Source organism: Streptomyces sp. NPDC058685 (assembly GCF_042714725.1).
Lineage (GTDB): Bacteria > Actinomycetota > Actinomycetes > Streptomycetales > Streptomycetaceae > Streptomyces.
Genome location: NZ_JBHXSL010000023.1, coordinates 1 through 14,625, shown reverse-complemented (window position 1 = coordinate 14,625; position 14,625 = coordinate 1). Strand labels below are relative to the sequence as shown.

Annotated in this window: 15 protein-coding genes; 8 read left to right on the top strand and 7 right to left on the bottom strand. The window is 72.2% G+C overall.

The features are described from left to right. Positions 1-100 precede the first annotated feature (100 nt). Positions 101-613, bottom strand: coding sequence for a rhodanese-like domain-containing protein (locus ACFWU3_RS19795; RefSeq protein WP_384438916.1), 513 nt, complete (start codon positions 611-613; stop codon positions 101-103). A gap of 94 nt (positions 614-707) precedes the next feature. On the opposite strand from ACFWU3_RS19795, the gene ACFWU3_RS19790 reads away from it, so the two are divergent. Further along, a complete protein-coding gene (locus tag ACFWU3_RS19790; protein WP_384438913.1) occupies positions 708-1,154 on the top strand; it encodes an Lrp/AsnC family transcriptional regulator in 447 nt (148 codons plus the stop codon). Here ACFWU3_RS19790 and ACFWU3_RS19785 read toward each other — a convergent pair. The 3 genes from ACFWU3_RS19785 to ACFWU3_RS19775 are packed head-to-tail and all read right to left on the bottom strand — an operon-like array spanning position 1,144 to position 6,074. Then, on the bottom strand, positions 1,144-4,245 hold the full coding sequence (locus ACFWU3_RS19785; protein WP_384438910.1) for an AAA family ATPase: 3,102 nt from the start codon (positions 4,243-4,245) through the stop codon (positions 1,144-1,146). The genes ACFWU3_RS19790 and ACFWU3_RS19785 overlap by 11 nt on opposite strands. Beyond that, entirely contained in the window at positions 4,242-5,405 is a 1,164-nt protein-coding gene (locus ACFWU3_RS19780) for an exonuclease SbcCD subunit D (RefSeq protein ID WP_384438907.1), read from the bottom strand. The genes ACFWU3_RS19785 and ACFWU3_RS19780 overlap by 4 nt, the downstream gene beginning before the upstream one ends. 42 nt (positions 5,406-5,447) lie before the next feature. Then, positions 5,448-6,074: a YigZ family protein gene (locus tag ACFWU3_RS19775; RefSeq protein ID WP_384438905.1), complete on the bottom strand. Its 627-nt coding sequence runs from the start codon at positions 6,072-6,074 to the stop codon at positions 5,448-5,450. Positions 6,075-6,136: 62 nt separating this feature from the next. Between ACFWU3_RS19775 and ACFWU3_RS19770 the strand changes: the two genes are divergently transcribed. After that, on the top strand, positions 6,137-6,544 hold the full coding sequence (locus ACFWU3_RS19770; protein ID WP_384438902.1) for a CoA-binding protein: 408 nt from the start codon (positions 6,137-6,139) through the stop codon (positions 6,542-6,544). A 56-nt stretch (positions 6,545-6,600) separates the two neighbouring features. Here the strand turns inward: ACFWU3_RS19770 and ACFWU3_RS19765 are convergent, their stop codons facing one another. Then, positions 6,601-7,155 carry a YbaK/EbsC family protein gene (locus ACFWU3_RS19765; RefSeq protein WP_384438898.1) on the bottom strand — a complete coding sequence of 185 codons (555 nt, stop codon included), beginning with the start codon at positions 7,153-7,155 and terminating at the stop codon, positions 6,601-6,603. A 44-nt stretch (positions 7,156-7,199) separates the two neighbouring features. Further along, positions 7,200-7,772, bottom strand: a complete 573-nt coding sequence (locus tag ACFWU3_RS19760; RefSeq protein WP_384438895.1) for a helix-turn-helix domain-containing protein — start codon at positions 7,770-7,772, stop codon at positions 7,200-7,202. 92 nt (positions 7,773-7,864) lie between these two features. Here ACFWU3_RS19760 and ACFWU3_RS19755 point away from each other — a divergent pair, with 92 nt between their 5' ends. Further along, positions 7,865-8,731 carry an EamA family transporter gene (locus tag ACFWU3_RS19755; protein ID WP_384438892.1) on the top strand — a complete coding sequence of 289 codons (867 nt, stop codon included), beginning with the start codon at positions 7,865-7,867 and terminating at the stop codon, positions 8,729-8,731. Positions 8,732-8,801: 70 nt separating this feature from the next. On the opposite strand, the gene ACFWU3_RS19750 is transcribed toward ACFWU3_RS19755, so the two are convergent. Beyond that, positions 8,802-9,539 carry an acyltransferase gene (locus ACFWU3_RS19750; RefSeq protein ID WP_328859912.1) on the bottom strand — a complete coding sequence of 246 codons (738 nt, stop codon included), beginning with the start codon at positions 9,537-9,539 and terminating at the stop codon, positions 8,802-8,804. A 478-nt stretch (positions 9,540-10,017) separates the two neighbouring features. Between ACFWU3_RS19750 and ACFWU3_RS19745 the strand changes: the two genes are divergently transcribed. From ACFWU3_RS19745 to ACFWU3_RS19725, 5 genes are all read left to right on the top strand, one after another. Then, positions 10,018-11,736 carry an ATP-binding protein gene (locus tag ACFWU3_RS19745; protein ID WP_384438888.1) on the top strand — a complete coding sequence of 573 codons (1,719 nt, stop codon included), beginning with the start codon at positions 10,018-10,020 and terminating at the stop codon, positions 11,734-11,736. 75 nt (positions 11,737-11,811) lie between these two features. Then, the gene (locus tag ACFWU3_RS19740; RefSeq protein ID WP_384438885.1) at positions 11,812-12,270 is read left to right on the top strand and encodes a roadblock/LC7 domain-containing protein; all 459 of its coding nucleotides are present in this window, start codon (positions 11,812-11,814) and stop codon (positions 12,268-12,270) included. Further along, positions 12,267-12,626, top strand: a complete 360-nt coding sequence (locus tag ACFWU3_RS19735; protein ID WP_356704662.1) for a DUF742 domain-containing protein — start codon at positions 12,267-12,269, stop codon at positions 12,624-12,626. The genes ACFWU3_RS19740 and ACFWU3_RS19735 overlap by 4 nt, the downstream gene beginning before the upstream one ends. Next, positions 12,607-13,221: an ATP/GTP-binding protein gene (locus ACFWU3_RS19730; RefSeq protein WP_313947623.1), complete on the top strand. Its 615-nt coding sequence runs from the start codon at positions 12,607-12,609 to the stop codon at positions 13,219-13,221. The genes ACFWU3_RS19735 and ACFWU3_RS19730 overlap by 20 nt, the downstream gene beginning before the upstream one ends. Next, positions 13,218-14,483, top strand: a complete 1,266-nt coding sequence (locus ACFWU3_RS19725) for a cytochrome P450 (RefSeq protein ID WP_384438880.1) — start codon at positions 13,218-13,220, stop codon at positions 14,481-14,483. Before ACFWU3_RS19730 ends, ACFWU3_RS19725 begins: the two co-directional genes overlap by 4 nt. Positions 14,484-14,625: the final 142 nt, after the last annotated feature.

Genomic DNA, 14,625 nt, shown 5'->3' with positions numbered 1-14,625 from the left:
AGGTCATCCTGCTCGATCGCACCGCCCGTGTCACACCGATTGCGACCGGCGCGCGGCCACCGTCCACGGTCCTCCGCAACCCGCGTCGCCCGCCGCCGGTTCAGCAACCGCAGTCGTCCGCGCCGACCGGTGCGGTCAGGGGGTCGGCCTCGCGCTGCGCCGCGCCCTCCCATGTCTCGTACGCGAATCCCTCCCTCACCCAGTACTCGAAGCCGCCGAGCATCTCCTTGACCTGGTAGCCGAGTTCGGCCAGGGCGAGCGCGGCACGGGCTCCCCCGTTGCAGCCGGGGCCCCAGCAGTAGGTGACCACCGGCACCACCGGGTCGAGCAGTTGTCCTGCCTGCTCGGCGATCAGCGCGGTCGGCAGATGGACCGCTCCGGGGACGTGCCCCTGGTCCCAGGACCGTGTGGACCGTGAGTCGAGGACGACGAAACCCGGGTCACCGCCGGCCGCGAGCGCCGCGTCCACGTCGGAGACATCGGCGTGGAAGGCGAGAGAGGCACCGAAGTACGCGGCGGCAGCGGCGGGCGACGTCGGCGGGACGCGAAGTACGGGGTTGGAGTGAGTGGGGCTCGACGGGACGGAATGCGCGGTGAGCTGCGTCGTTGTCATGACCGAGAATCTACGAGCGGCCGACGCGCGCCTGAAGGGAGATCTCCCGGCGCTGCTCTTGATCGGCCGGGGATTCCCCTGTTATCTCTCAGGGATGACCGCGTATTCACCGGACGCCACGGACTGGCGCATTCTGCGGGCTCTGCAGAGCGAGGGCAGGGCCAGCTTCGCCGAGCTCGCCCGCACGGTCTCTATGTCCGCGAGCGCCGTGACGGAGCGGGTGCGGCGGCTGGAGGAGGCAGGCGTCATCGCGGGCTACACCGCTGTGGTCGACCAGGAGCGGCTCGGACTGCCGATTCTCGCCTTCGTACGGCTGCGGTATCCGAACGGCAACTACAAGCCCTTCCACGACCTGCTGGAGACGACGCCCGAGATCCTCGAAGCGCACCATGTGACCGGCGACGACTGCTTCGTGCTGAAGGTCGCCGCCCGGTCCATGAGCCATCTCGAATCCGTCTCGGGCAAGATCGGCGCGCTGGGCTCGGTGACGACGAGCATCGTCTACTCCTCCCCGCTGCCGCGCCGGGCGATCAGCCGCTGAGCGGGGCCGTCCGCAGCCGCACCACGGATCCGTTCCGCTCCTTGACCACTTCGAGCTGGGTGGGGATGCGGCGGCGCAGATCGGGGACGTGGCTGACGATGCCGACGCTGCGGTCCCGCTCGCGCAGCGAGTCGAGCACGTCGATGACCTCGTCGAGGGTCTGCTCGTCCAGGCTGCCGAAGCCCTCGTCGATGAAGAGGGTGTCCAGCTGTACGCCGCCCGCCTCGTCGGTGACCACGTCGGCGAGGCCGAGAGCGAGGGCGAGCGAGGCGAAGAACGTCTCGCCGCCGGAGAGCGTCGCCGTGTCGCGTTCGCTCCCCGTCCAGGCGTCGACGACATGCAGTCCGAGTCCCGAACGCTTGCCTCCGGCGCGGGCGTCGGAGTGCACCAGGGTGTAACGGCCGGCCGACATCCGCTGGAGCCGCGCGGTGGCCGCCGCCGCGACCTGTTCGAGCCGGGCGGCGAGGACGTACGACTCCAGGCGCATCTTGCGCTCGTTGTCCGCGGAGGTGCCCGCGGTGAGTCCGGCGAGCCGTGCCACCCGGTCGTACTCCTCGCGCAGCGGGCCGAGGCGGAGCACCTCGGCGACGGCCTGGCGCGAGAGCCGTCCGAGCTCGGCGGTCCGGCCGCGGGCCGCCGTGAGCACGGATGTGGCGTCGCGCAGGGCGCGTTCGGCTGTGTCGTGCGCGGCACGGGCGGACTCGGGGTCGGACGGCGGACGTCCTGCCGCATCCTGGGTGTCCGCCTCGGCGAGCCGGTCGGCGACCGCGGCGGCCTCCGTCTGCCAGCCGTCGATACGGTGCTGGAGGTCGCGGTGCTCCGCGTCGCTCAGCATCGCCTCGGCGGCGGCCCGGGGCGTGTCGAACCCGGCGCGGAACGCGGCGTCGGCGAGCCGGTCGTCGGCGTCCTTCAGCCGCTGGGCCGTGAGATCGACGGCACGGACGGCTTCGGCGGCCGCGGTGAGCAGGCGGACCCGACGCTCCAGCAGCTCCGCGTGCGCGGCGACAGTCGCCTCGCCGCCTCTCGCTCGCTCCAACTCATCCGCCAGCGACGCCTGTTCGCGGTCCAGTGCTTCCCGGCCAGAGGTCCGGGCCGCGGCGCGCCGGCCGGCCTCCTGCTGTGCCGCGAGACGCTCCTGGTGTTCCCGCTCGGCGTGGTCGAGCGCCTCCCGGGCGGCGTGCATCCCGGAGGCCAGACGGCGGGCCTGCTGAGAGTCGTGTTCCAACTGCTCGACCAGGGTCCGCAGTTCGGACACGTCGGGATCGACGGCGTGCGCACCGCCATCCGTCGCCGCACCGGCGGACACCGTGTCCGCCTCTCCGCCGGACGCCGGGTCCGCCTCCTCGCTCGTCCCCTCCCGGGCCGCTCCCCGCGCCGCGGCCAACGACTCGCGCACCACCGCCAGTTCGCGTTCCGCGTCCGCTTTCGCGGCATCCGCCCGGGTGTAGCCCTCGTACGCGGACTCCTCCGCCGAGTGGTCCACGTGCCCCTCCCCGGCGCGGGCCGGATCGGGATGGTCCGGCGATCCGCAGACGGCGCAGGGCTCGCCGGGCAGCAGTCCCGCGGCCAGCTCGGCGGCGATGCCGCGCAGCCGGCGTTCCTTGAGGTCGAGCCAGCGCTCCCGGGCGCTGTTGGCCCTCTCATGTGCGGTCCGCAGCCGCGCCGCTGCGCCTTCGGCACGGACGGCCAGCCGGTCCCGTTCCACAGCGGCCTTCAGACTGCGGCGGGCGGGGTCGAGCCGGCCGGCCAGGTGCTCGGCGGCCGTGGCGGCCTCCTGGGCGGCCGTGATGTGCTCCTGGTGACGACGACGCAGCGAATCCCAGCCGGCCAGCCACGCCGCCGCGTCCTGGAGGATGTCGTCGTCGGCCCGGGCCTGGCGGTCGAGGTCCGCTCGCTGGCGTCCGATCTCCTCGCTGCGCCGCTCGGCCCTGCGGGCGGCGTCGAGACCGCCGAGGTCCTGGCGCAGTTTCCTTTCCAGCTCGGACAGTTGCTCCGCGCCGGCCTCCCGCAGCTCCGGCGGGAGCCCCGCCAGGGCGAGGTCGCACGCCTCGCTCGCGCTGCCGTGCTCGCGCTCGGCGTCGTCCCGCAGCCGCAGCGCCGGTGCCACACGTTCGGCCTTGCGGCCCCGTTCCATACGGGTGTGCAGCGCCTCGCGCTCCGGTCGGCGCGCCTCCAGGGCCTCCTGGCGGCGCTTCGCGTCGCCGTACCGCTGCTGCAGCCGGTGCAGTTCACGCTCGGCGTCCAGCGCGTGGCGCGCGGCCGCCTGCCGGCTCTCCGCGGCGGACAGCGCGCAGTCGGCGATGTCCTGGCGCTCCCCGGCCCCCGCGCGGGCGACCGCCGCCCAGTCCAGCACGGCGCCGGCCAGGCCCGGGTCACCGGGCTGCTGTTGCGGCAGCGGCCAGTCGCCGGCCACGGCGCCTGCCTCCTGCTCCATCTTGTGGGCGATCGCGAGGAGTCGTTCGTCCCCGGCTTTCACCTGTTGCTCCGCGGCGCGCCGCTGGTCGGCGAGCCGGTCCTCGACGGCGGCGAAACGGCGGGTGTCGAAGAGCCGGCCCAGCAGCTTGCCGCGGGCCTCGGCGTCGGCGCGCAGGAAGCGGGCGAAGTCGCCCTGCGGCAGCAGCACCACCTGGCAGAACTGGTCGCGGCTCATGCCGACGAGCTGGGTGAGCTCCTCGCCGATCTCCTGGTGGGAGCGGCTCAGCGCCTGCCACTCGCCGCTCGGTGCGTCGTACTCGCGCAGCCAGCTCTGTGCGCGCTCGGTGGTGAACCCCTTGCCGTTCTTCTTCGGCCGGAGCTGTGCCGGGCGGCGGCGGATCTCCAACCGCCGTCCGCCGACGGTCAGTTCGAGCAGCACCTCGGTGAAGGTGCCGGCCACGGCGTGGTCGCTGCGCAGCGAGGCCCCCGGGCTCTGCCGGGCCCCGGGCACCGCGCCGTACAGCGCGAAGCACACGGCGTCGAGCACCGAGGTCTTGCCGGCGCCGGTCGGCCCGTGGAGCAGGAAGATCCCTGCGGCGGACAGCGTGTCGAAGTCGACCTCCTGGTCGGCGCCGAAGGGGCCGAAGGCGGCGACGGTCAGCCGGTGCAGCCTCACCCGGCCACCTCGCGCACGGTGTCGTCCACACGGACGTCGTCGAACGCTCCGCGCAGCACCGTGCGCTCGCGCTCGTCGGGCCCGCTGCCCCGCACATGGGCCACGAAGTCCTCCGCGATCTGCTGGTCGCTGCGGCCCTTCAGCCTCTCGGCGTACGAGGCGACGGCGTCCTCCTCGGCGCGCTCGGGTTCGAAGACGAGGCTCAACGCGTACGGGAAGCGCTCGGTGAGGCGCGCCATCGGGTCGGCCGGCCGCACCGGGTCGGTGAGCGTGGCCTCGACGAACGACTGCTCGTGTGCGGCGAGCGCCGGGTCGTCGAGCAGGTCTTCGAGGTGTCCGCGCAGCCGCGCGAGGGGCCGCGGGACGGGGCAGTCGATGCGCTCGGCGTCGACCTCACCGGCGGCGCCGAGGTCGACGAGCCACATGGACTTGCGGTGGGCCGCCTCGGAGAAGGAGTAGGCGAGCGGCGAACCGGAGTAGCGCACGCGCTCGGTGATGGTCTGGGCGCCGTGCAGATGCCCGAGCGCGACATAGTCGACGCCGTCGAACACTCCGGCCGGCACCGCCGCCACGCCGCCGACGGTGATGTCCCGTTCGCTGTCGCTCTCCTGGCCGCCGGCGACGAACGCGTGCGCCAGCACGAGTGAGCGCGCACCGGCCGGACGGGTCGCGAGGTCGGCCCTGACCCGGTCCATCGCCGCACCGATGACGGCTTCGTGGTGTGTTCTGTCGGTTTTGAACTCGTCCTTCACCAGGGCCGGTTCCAGATACGGCAGCCCGTAGCAGGCGACCTCTCCGTGGTCGTCCGCGAGGACCACGGGGGTGTCGCACCCTGCCGGGTCGGTACGCAGATGTATCCCGGCCCGCTCGATGAGTCCCGCTGCCACCCCGAGGCGGCGCGCGGAGTCGTGGTTCCCGGAGATCATGACGGTCGGCACGCCGACAGCCGCCAGCCGGTGCAGTGCGTCGTCGAACAACTCGACGGCGGTGAGCGGCGGCACCGCCCGGTCGTACACGTCTCCCGCCACCAGCACCGCGTCCACGTCGCGTTCGCGAACCGTCGCCACCAGGTGGTCGAGGAACGCGGCCTGGGCGTCGAGCATGCTCACCCGGTGGAGCGAGCGCCCCAGGTGCCAGTCCGACGTGTGCAGGAATCTCATGATCCCCGAGAGTAACGGTGGGGTCGGACATCACGTGCGGAATCAGGCGTCCCCATACGCCTCACCGCCCAACTCCAGCCCCGCGGTACCCGCGGTGGCGTCCGCGAGCCAGCCGCGGAACGCCTCGACGTCTGCGTCGGGCAGACCGATCTCGAAGGTGACGGCCTCCGCGTACCGCACCTCGCGCACATCGCGTCCGGTGGCCCGCAGATCGTTCTCGAGCTTGCCCGCGCGCTGGTGGTCGACGGTGACGGTGGCGAGCCGGAAGCGCTGCCGGGTGAGCGTCCCGAGCGCGTCGAGTGCTTCGCCGACCGCTCCCCCGTAGGCCCGGATCAGCCCGCCGGCGCCGAGCTTGACACCGCCGTAGTACCGCGTGACGACAGCGACGACATAGCGGACATCACGCCGCATCAGCATCTGGAGCATGGGAACACCGGCCGTACCGCCGGGCTCGCCGTCGTCACTCGCCTTCTGGGCGGCGGCGTCGGCCCCGATGACATAGGCGAAGCAGTTGTGCGAAGCGGCCGGGTGCTCCTTGCGGACCCGGGCGACGAAGGCCTGTGCCTCCTCCTCGGTCGCCGCGGGCGCGAGCGCGCAGATGAAGCGCGATCGGTTGATCTCTGTCTCGTGCACACCCTCACGGGCGACCGTCCGGTACTGCTCCTGCATCCGGCCACCCTATGCGGCGCCCGGAGGGGAATGCTCCGCGAGACTCCCCGGTTGTCGGTGTCATGGACGCAGACACAGAGACGATCCGCAGGATTCTGACCTCGACGGGTGACACATGGGCCGTGGTGGGCCTGTCCAACAACACGTCGCGGGCGGCGTACGGCGTCGCCGACGTCCTCCAGCGCTTCGGCAAGCGCATCGTGCCGGTCCACCCCAAGGCCGAGACGGTCCACGGCGAGCAGGGCTACGCCTCACTCGCCGACATCCCCTTCGAGGTCGACGTGGTCGACGTCTTCGTCAACGCGGACCTCGCGGGCGCGGTGGCGGACGAGGCGGTGGCGGCGGGCGCGAAGGCGGTCTGGTTCCAGCTGGGCGTGATCGACCCCGCGGCGTACGACCGCACGCGCGCGGCGGGGCTGGACATGGTGATGGACCGCTGCCCGGCGATCGAGATCCCGCGACTGGGGTGAACGAGGGGGGGGCGGGTGGGGCTCGTCGCCGATGGCGGCTTGCCGGTGTCCGAGGGTCAGATCCCCAACCCGGCAAGAACGGTCGTCCCCGCCGGCCCCGCGAACACCTTCCCCGGCACGATCAGCTTCCCCCGCCTGCGTCCGCTGCCGATCAGCACCCACGGGATGTCGACGACCGCCGCGTCCACCAGCACGGGCCAGCTCTCCGGGAGTCCGATCGGGGTGATGCCGCCGTACTCCATGCCCGTCTCGCCCGTCGCGGTGTCCATCGACGCGAACGACGCCTTGCGCGCGCCCAGTTGCTTGCGGACGACCCCGTTCACGTCGACCCGCGTGCTCGACAGCACGACGCACGCCGCGAGGGTGGACTCGCCGCCTCGTCTGCCCGCGACGACCACGCAGTTCGCCGACTGTTCGAGCAGTTCCTGGCCGTAGTGCTCCACGAACACGGCCGTGTCCGCGATCTCCGGGTCCGTGTCCACGTAGATCAGCTGGTCCGCCGGGACCTCGCCCTGCCAGCCGCGGACGGCGTCGGCGACCGGGGCGGCCAGGATGTCGAGGCAGTCCGGTGCGGGGCGGGCGTCGGGGAAGTTTCCGATGGGGGCGCGCATGGGCGGAAAAATAGCAGCGGCCCGCGGCGGGGCGGACGGGCGTCTCAGCGGACGGGCGGGATGGAGACGGCCATGGTCATCACGACCTTCTCGGTCCCGTCGTTCCGGTATCCGTGGGGGACGTTCGCCTCGAACGTGGCGGAGGAACCGGCGGGCACCGCGTGCGGGGCGCCGTCGACCAGCAGGGTGAGGTCCCCCGCGGTGACGTGGAGGAGTTCGATCGTCCCGTCCGGGTGCGCGTCGGACTCGCTGCGGTCGCCGGGCATCAGCTCCCAGGCCCACAGCTCCAGAGGTCCTCGCTTCTCGGTGCCGACCAGCAGCGTGGTGAAGCTGCCGGTGGAGGTCGACCACATCCGTACGGCCTGGTCCGGCGGGACGACGCGGACCTGCGGCCCCTGCTCGTAGTCGAGGAGCGTGGTGATGCTGACGCCGAGCGCGTCGGCGAGCTTCACCGTGGTCCCGACGCTCGGGTTGGTGCGCGCCTGCTCGATCTGGATGATCATGCCGCGGCTGACCCCCGCGCGGGCGGCGAGAGCGTCGAGCGTGAGCCCCCGCTCGCCGCGCCAGCGTTTGAGGTTACGGGCGAGCGACTGCGTGAGCTGGTCGAGATCCGACACGTTCCGTCCATTATTCTGGATGACATAGTTCAATATCTTGCACTACGGTGTGGTGCACCCAAACGTTCACCGCACTGTACTGCGAGGCCCCCATGACCGCACTGTTCGCCCTGGCCACCAGCGTGCTGTGGGGCCTCGCGGACTTCGGCGGCGGACTGCTGACCCGGCGGACTCCCGCCCTCACCGTCGTGGTGGTCTCGCAGTCGATCGCGGTCGTGGTCCTCGGCGTGATCGTCGTCGCCACGGGCGGCCTGCACGAGGCGGGTCACCAGCTCTGGTACGCGGTGGGCGCCGGCGTCGTCGGGCCCGTCGCGATGCTCTCCTTCTACAAGGCGCTCGCCCTCGGCCCCATGGGTGTGGTCTCGCCCCTCGGCTCGCTGGGTGTGGCCGTTCCCGTGGGCGTCGGCCTCGTACTGGGCGAGCGGCCCGGCCTGATCCAGTTCGCCGGGATCGGCGTGGCCGTGGTCGGCATCGTGCTGGCCGGCGGTCCGGAGCTGCGGGGTGCGGCCGTGCAGCGGCAGGCGATCCTGCTGACCCTGACGGCCGCCTTCGGGTTCGGCGCCGTCATGGCCCTCATCGCCGAGGCGTCGACCACCCTCACCGGCCTGTTCCTGGCTCTGTTCGTGCAGCGCGTCACCAATGTGACCGTGGGCGGCACGGCGCTGTACGTGTCGGTGAAGCGCGGCGGGCGGGCCCTGCCGGAGGACGGCGGGATGAAGGTCGTCCTGTCCTCGCTCCCCGCCCTCGCCTTCGTCGGCCTCGCAGACGTCGCGGCCAACGGTACGTACTCCATCGCCGCCCAGACGGGCCCGGTGACCGTGGCGGCCGTGCTCGCCAACCTCTACCCGGTGGTCACGGTGCTGGCCGCGCTGCTGCTGCTGCGGGAACGGCTGCGGATGATCCAGGCGGCGGGGGCCGGGCTCGCGCTCGTGGGCACGGTCCTGCTGGCCTCCGGCTGAACGCGGCTCGCATCCGGCCTGCCGGACGCCCGCCGGGCTCGGCCCTCGTACCGCTTGCGCCTCGCCGGGCTCAGCTCTCCTCCAGCTCCGCCAGCGCCAGCAGCTGCTCGGGCGTGACGCCGTCCGGGATCGGCACCGGCGCGGGAGTTCGCAGCGGCGGCTGCCAGCCGAGGACCGGGTCCCAGCTCCTGACCACGCGGGCCGGCGCCCCGGCGACCACGGAGTGGTCGGGGACCTCGCCCCGGACGACGGCGCCGGCGGCGACCACGACATTGCGGCCGAGGCGTGCGCCGGGCAGCACCACCGCGCCGGTGCCCAGCCAGCACCCCGGTCCGATCGTCACCGGCTCGGTCCGGGGCCACTGCTTGCCGACCGGCTCGTGCGGATCGTCGTAACTGTGGTTGGTCGAGGTGATGTAGACGTACGGACCGCAGTAGGTGTCGGAGCCGATGGACACCCTCGTGTCGGCGATGACATGGCTGCCGCGGCCGAGCACCACACCGTCGCCCAGGGTCAGGATCGGCTCCGTGCCGAGATCGAGGTCGGGCATCATCCCCGCGGTCAGGGTGACCTGCTCGCCGATGATGCAGTGGTCCCCGAGTTCGATCCACGCCTCTCCGAACACGGTGCCCTGCGGGAAGGCGAGACGCGTGCCGTGGCCGATGCTGCGGAAGCGCAGCCTGCCGGGGTGGTCGGCGGTGACGGCACCGGCGTCCTGTGCCCAGCGCCAGCCCCGGTGGAGGGCACGGGCGAGAACGCCACGCCACCAGGCGGCGGGCGATGAGAACGTGTTTCTGTTCTTCGGCACCCGCACACGGTAGTCGGCCCGCTCGCGGCCGATCGGAGCACCGCGCTGTGATGTTCGCCCCACGGAGTCCGCCGACGGGACGCCGCGGGGGCCGTTCTGCCCGTGCACCCCGTACCGGGATGGCCGGAAAGCGCCGCTCGGACGGGCGGTGTCGTGGTCTCGCGCATCCCATTCGGCACAGAAGCAACAGCGGCCACGAGGTCTTCGGCACCGTTTCCGGCGGCACACGGGCCGCCGGGAGGAAAACGCTGTCTACCACGTCCACCGGGACGCGACAGTGACTTCGGGACTAAGTCCTCCGTTCCGTGGGCAGTCCGGCTTCTCGGGGCTCCCGGGCATCGGCGCGTGACTAGCATGAGCGCCACATGCGTACGGAAGATCACCGTCAACTTACGGTGCCTGTACGGCATGTGGTCGGCCGATGCGCGCCAGTCGGCCTCGTCTTCTTCCCCGGACTCAAGCAGCGAGGGATCGCGGAATGTCAGTGCCAGTCGCCCGGAAACCGCACAGGATACGAACCCGACGGCCCTTGCCCCTCGTCGTACCGCTGGCCGCCGTGGTGGTGGCCGGCGCGGCCGCCGGCGCGGTGATCGCCACGGCACCCGACGCGGCCAGGAACTGGGTCGCGGCGACCGTGGGCGTCGCCTGGGTGTGGGTGGCGGCCACCGTCGTCGTGACGGCGCTGAGCTCGCGCCGGCTGCGCGCCACGGCGATGGCCGCCGCCGGTGAACTGCGGGCGGTGCAGGCCCAGTCGGCCCAGACCACCGCCGAGTCCGCCCATCTGGTGAACGTCACGCTCCCCTCGGTCGTGAAGCGGTTGCGTGACGGGGAGAACTCCGAGGACACCCTCGCCGGCACCACGCCGCCGACCGATCCACAACTGCGGCGCCTGCTCCAGGTGTTCGCCACCGAGCTCGGGGCCGGCGAGCGCCGGGCCGAGACCTCGGCCGCCAACAGCGCCTCCGCCGTACGCCAGTTGGCTCAGGCGGCCGACGACCTGGACCGGCTGACCACGGTGACGCTGCCCGGCGCCTTCGAACATCTGCGCAGCGGAGCCTCGGCCGACACGGTCCTCGGCGAGCTCGAGCGGCCCGCCGACGCCCGGCTGCGGGTGATCCTGGACGCCGTGGTCCGGGAGTTCGCCGTCAGTGAGCGGCGTGCGGCGGCCGCCCAGGGCGCGAGCGCCAAGGCGCTGAGCCGGGTTCAGGCCAAGGCCGTGAGCATGCTCGCCGACCTGCGGGAGATGCAGGATCGTCACGGCGAAGAGGTGTTCGGCGATCTGCTCAAGCTCGACCACAACACCTCGCAGCTCGGTCTGCTGACCGACCGCCTCGCGCTTCTCATGGGCGGTCGGTCGAGTCGTTCGTGGAACAAGCCGATCGGCATGGAGAGCATCCTGCGCGGTGCGGTGGGCCGGATCGCGGCCTATCAGCGGGTGCGCCTGCACTCCTCCAGCACCGCCGCGATCGCCGGCTTCGCCGCCGAGGGCGTCATGCATCTGCTGGCCGAACTGATGGACAACGCGGCGAACTTCTCGCCGCCCATCGACGAGGTCCACGTCTATGTCGAGGAGCGCACCGCCGGCCTGGTCGTCACGATCGAGGACAGCGGTCTGAAGATGGCCGACGCCGCCATGCGGCGGGCTGAGGAGGCCGTGTCGGGCCGGGTCAACGACCTCGCGGCCCTCCAGGGCACCCGGCTCGGGCTCGCCGTGGTGGGCCGGCTCGCCGCCAAATACCGGATGAGCGTCAACTTCCGGCCCTCCTCCCGCGGCGGCACCGGCGTCGTGGTGCTGTTCCCGCCGCAGCTGCTGGCCCAGCAGCGCAGCGCGGCACCGGAGACGACGATCCACCGCGCCACCCCCGACACGGTGGAGCGGACGCCCGACGCCCCCACCACCTCCGGCTCGGGCGCGGCAGCACCCGGTTCCGTGGCCGCCGGGGGCACCCCCTTCCCGGCCCGGTCCGGGCCTCGGGTGGCGACGCCGAACGGCCTGCCCGTACGGCCGCCGGGTCGCACCATGGCCGCCGCCGACCGCGGCCGCGAGCCGGCCGGCCCCGGCAGGGGAAACACCGCGCCCGACCGCGAGACCGGCACAGCGCGCGACCCGGGCCGTGACGCCGGTGCGCAGTTCGGCGCCTTCCACCGCGCCCGCAAGGCGCAGGAGGACCGGCCCGCAGGGCCCACCGAGGAGTGATGCGATCCGCCCCGCCGGCGCCCGGGTCATGGCGCCACCCCCGTTACACGACGTGAGAGAAGGAGGCACGGGCGGATGACCGGATCACCGGGACGCATCCGCCCCACGCAGACGATGCAGACCACTGACAACAGCCTGACCTGGCTACTGGAAAGCCTTCTCGAACGCACTCCGGGCACCCGGCACGCCCTGGTGCTCTCCCGCGACGGGCTCAAGCTGTGCTGGACCCGGCATCTGACGCTCGACCAGGCCGATCAGCTGGCCGCGATCTGCTCGGGCATCCAGGCGCTGGCCCAGGGGGCGTCGGTCGAGTTCGGCAACGGCAGCGGTGGCGTACGGCATTCGATGACCGAGTTCCACGGCGGACTGCTGTTCATCGTGGAGGCCGGCGACGGTGCCCATCTGGCGGTCGTCGCGGAGGACGGCGCCGATCCCGGCGTGGTCGGCCACCAGATGACCGACCTGGTGGAGCAGATCGGCGAGCATCTGCGGGCGGAACCGCGGGTGCCGGCCCCGGAGAGTCCGCTCTCATGACCCGCAAACCCGTCGACACGGGTGATCCGGACCGGCTCTACACGGTCACGGGGGGCCGCAGCCGCGCCGACGACGACGCGTTCGACCTGGTGACGCTGATCGTCAGCGAGTGCGAGCCGACGCTCGGGATGCAGTCGGAGCACGTGCGGATCCTCGACCTGTGCCGTCATCCGACCGCGGTCGTCGAGTTGTCGGCGGAGCTGAAGCTGCCGGTGACGGTCGTACGGATCCTGCTGGGCGACCTGCTGGCGACGGGGCGTATCACGGCCCGTCATCCGCGGGCCGCCCGCTCGCTCGTCGATCTGCCGGACTCGGCCCTCTTGAAGGAGGTGCTCCATGGACTCCGCAACCTCTGAACTGCCTGCCCGCACCCCGCTCGTCGACTCGGCCGAGACCGGGTTGAAGATCGTGATCGTGGGTGGTTTCGGGGTCGGCAAGACCACGCTGGTGAAGTCGGTCAGCGAGATCCGGCCGCTGAACACCGAGGAAGTCATGACGCAGGCGGGTGTCGGCGTCGACGAGACCGCCGGTCTCGCCACCAAGACGACCACCACCGTCGCCTTCGACTTCGGCCGGATCAGCCTCAACGACCGCATGGTCCTGTACTTGTTCGGCGCTCCCGGACAGGAGCGTTTCTGGTTCCTGTGGGACCGCCTCTTCACCGGCACCCTGGGTGCCGTGGTGCTGGTGGACACCCGGCGCATGAGCGACTCCTGGTACGCGATCGACCGGCTCGAGCACCACCGGACGCCGTTCGTGGTGGCGGTCAACCGCTTCGACGACGACATGGCCGCCTTCTCGCTGGACGAGATACGCCAGGCGCTGTCGCTCGCCCCGCATGTGCCGCTGATCGACTGCGACGCCCGGGTCCGCTCGTCCGGCAAGCACGTCCTGATCAGCCTTGTCGACCACCTTCATGAACTGGCCATGGCACGGGAGATGACACCATGACCGACCCCGCCGTACCCGAACCCGCGCCGTCCCCGCCGCCGGGCTGCCCCGCTCATGTGGGGGCGATCCGCCTCAGCGGCCTGGAGTACCAGCAGAGCCCCTCCGAGCTGTACCGCTCGATGCGCCGTGAGCAGGGTGCGGTGGCTCCGATCCTGCTCGACGGGGACATCCCCGCCTGGCTGGTGCTCGGTTACGCCGAGGTCTCCTATGTGACCAGCCACGACGACCTGTTCGCCCGGGACTCCCGGCGCTGGAACCAGTGGGAGAACATCCCCGCCGACTGGCCCCTGATGCCGTTCGTCGGCTACCAGCCCTCGGTCCTGTTCGCCGAGGGAGCCGAGCACCAGCGGCGGGCGGGCGTCATCACCGAGGCGCTCGAGTCGGTCGACCAGTTCGAACTGGCCCACTGGAGCACGCGGATCGCCGACCAGCTGATCGACGGCTTCGCGGGCAGCGGGCAGGCCGAGCTGATGTCCGCGTACGCCCACGCCCTGCCCATGCGCGCCGCGGTCCAGATGTGCGGGATGCCCGCGCGGGGTTCCGACACCGACGACCTCGTACGCGATCTGCAGATCTCGCTGGACGCGGCCGAGGGCGACGACCCGGTGGCCGCGTACGTACGTGTGCAGGAACGCATCCAGCGTCTGGTCAAGGACAAGCGCGGCGCACCGGGTCCGGATGTCACCTCGCGGATGCTCCGGCATCCGGCGGGGCTGGCGGACGAGGAGATCGTCCAGGACCTGATCTCGATCATCGCCGCGGCACAGCAGCCGACGGCGAACTGGATCTGCAACACGCTGCGTCTGCTGCTGACCGACGACCGGTTCGCGCTGAACGTCTCCGGCGGCCGCCTCAGCGTCGGCCAGGCCCTCAACGAGGTGCTCTGGCTGGACACCCCCACCCAGAACTTCATCGGACGCTGGGCGGTGCGCGACACGCAGCTCGGTGGCCGGCAGATCCGGGCGGGCGACTGTGTGGTGCTCGGGCTGGCGGCGGCCAACACCGATCCGCAGATCTGGCCCGAGGGCCACATCGGTGCCGAGAACTCCTCGCATCTGTCCTTCAGCAACGGGGAGCACCGCTGCCCCTATCCGGCGCCCCTGCTGGCCGATGTCATCGCGCGTACGGCGATCGAGACGCTGCTGGAGCGGCTGCCGGACGTGGTGCTGGCCGTGGAGCCGGAGGAGTTGACCTGGCGGCCGTCCATCTGGATGCGGGGGCTGACGTCCCTGCCGGTGCAGTTCAGTCCGGTCGTGCAGTGAGCGGCCCGGTCGTGCAGTGAGCGGCCCGGTCGTGCAGTGAGCGGCGGCGCCGGGGCCCGCGGTGGAACCCCGGCCCCGGCGCCCCGGCCCCCCCGGCGGTGATGAGGCGGCGCCGGGCGGGAAGCGGCCGGGGCGCGGCAGC

What these genes read in the sequence shown, in the direction of transcription:
- ACFWU3_RS19775 (WP_384438905.1), bottom strand. Translation starts at nt 6,074, where the DNA reads ATGCAGGAGCAGTACCGGACGGTCGCCCGTGAGGGTGTGCACGAGACA.
- ACFWU3_RS19770 (WP_384438902.1), top strand. Translation starts at nt 6,137, where the DNA reads ATGGACGCAGACACAGAGACGATCCGCAGGATTCTGACCTCGACGGGT.
- ACFWU3_RS19740 (WP_384438885.1), top strand. Translation starts at nt 11,812, where the DNA reads ATGACCGGATCACCGGGACGCATCCGCCCCACGCAGACGATGCAGACC.
- ACFWU3_RS19730 (WP_313947623.1), top strand. Translation starts at nt 12,607, where the DNA reads ATGGACTCCGCAACCTCTGAACTGCCTGCCCGCACCCCGCTCGTCGAC.
- ACFWU3_RS19735 (WP_356704662.1), top strand. Translation starts at nt 12,267, where the DNA reads ATGACCCGCAAACCCGTCGACACGGGTGATCCGGACCGGCTCTACACG.
- ACFWU3_RS19780 (WP_384438907.1), bottom strand. Translation starts at nt 5,405, where the DNA reads ATGAGATTCCTGCACACGTCGGACTGGCACCTGGGGCGCTCGCTCCAC.
- ACFWU3_RS19745 (WP_384438888.1), top strand. Translation starts at nt 10,018, where the DNA reads ATGTCAGTGCCAGTCGCCCGGAAACCGCACAGGATACGAACCCGACGG.
- ACFWU3_RS19755 (WP_384438892.1), top strand. Translation starts at nt 7,865, where the DNA reads ATGACCGCACTGTTCGCCCTGGCCACCAGCGTGCTGTGGGGCCTCGCG.
- ACFWU3_RS19790 (WP_384438913.1), top strand. Translation starts at nt 708, where the DNA reads ATGACCGCGTATTCACCGGACGCCACGGACTGGCGCATTCTGCGGGCT.
- ACFWU3_RS19795 (WP_384438916.1), bottom strand. Translation starts at nt 613, where the DNA reads ATGACAACGACGCAGCTCACCGCGCATTCCGTCCCGTCGAGCCCCACT.
- ACFWU3_RS19765 (WP_384438898.1), bottom strand. Translation starts at nt 7,155, where the DNA reads ATGCGCGCCCCCATCGGAAACTTCCCCGACGCCCGCCCCGCACCGGAC.
- ACFWU3_RS19725 (WP_384438880.1), top strand. Translation starts at nt 13,218, where the DNA reads ATGACCGACCCCGCCGTACCCGAACCCGCGCCGTCCCCGCCGCCGGGC.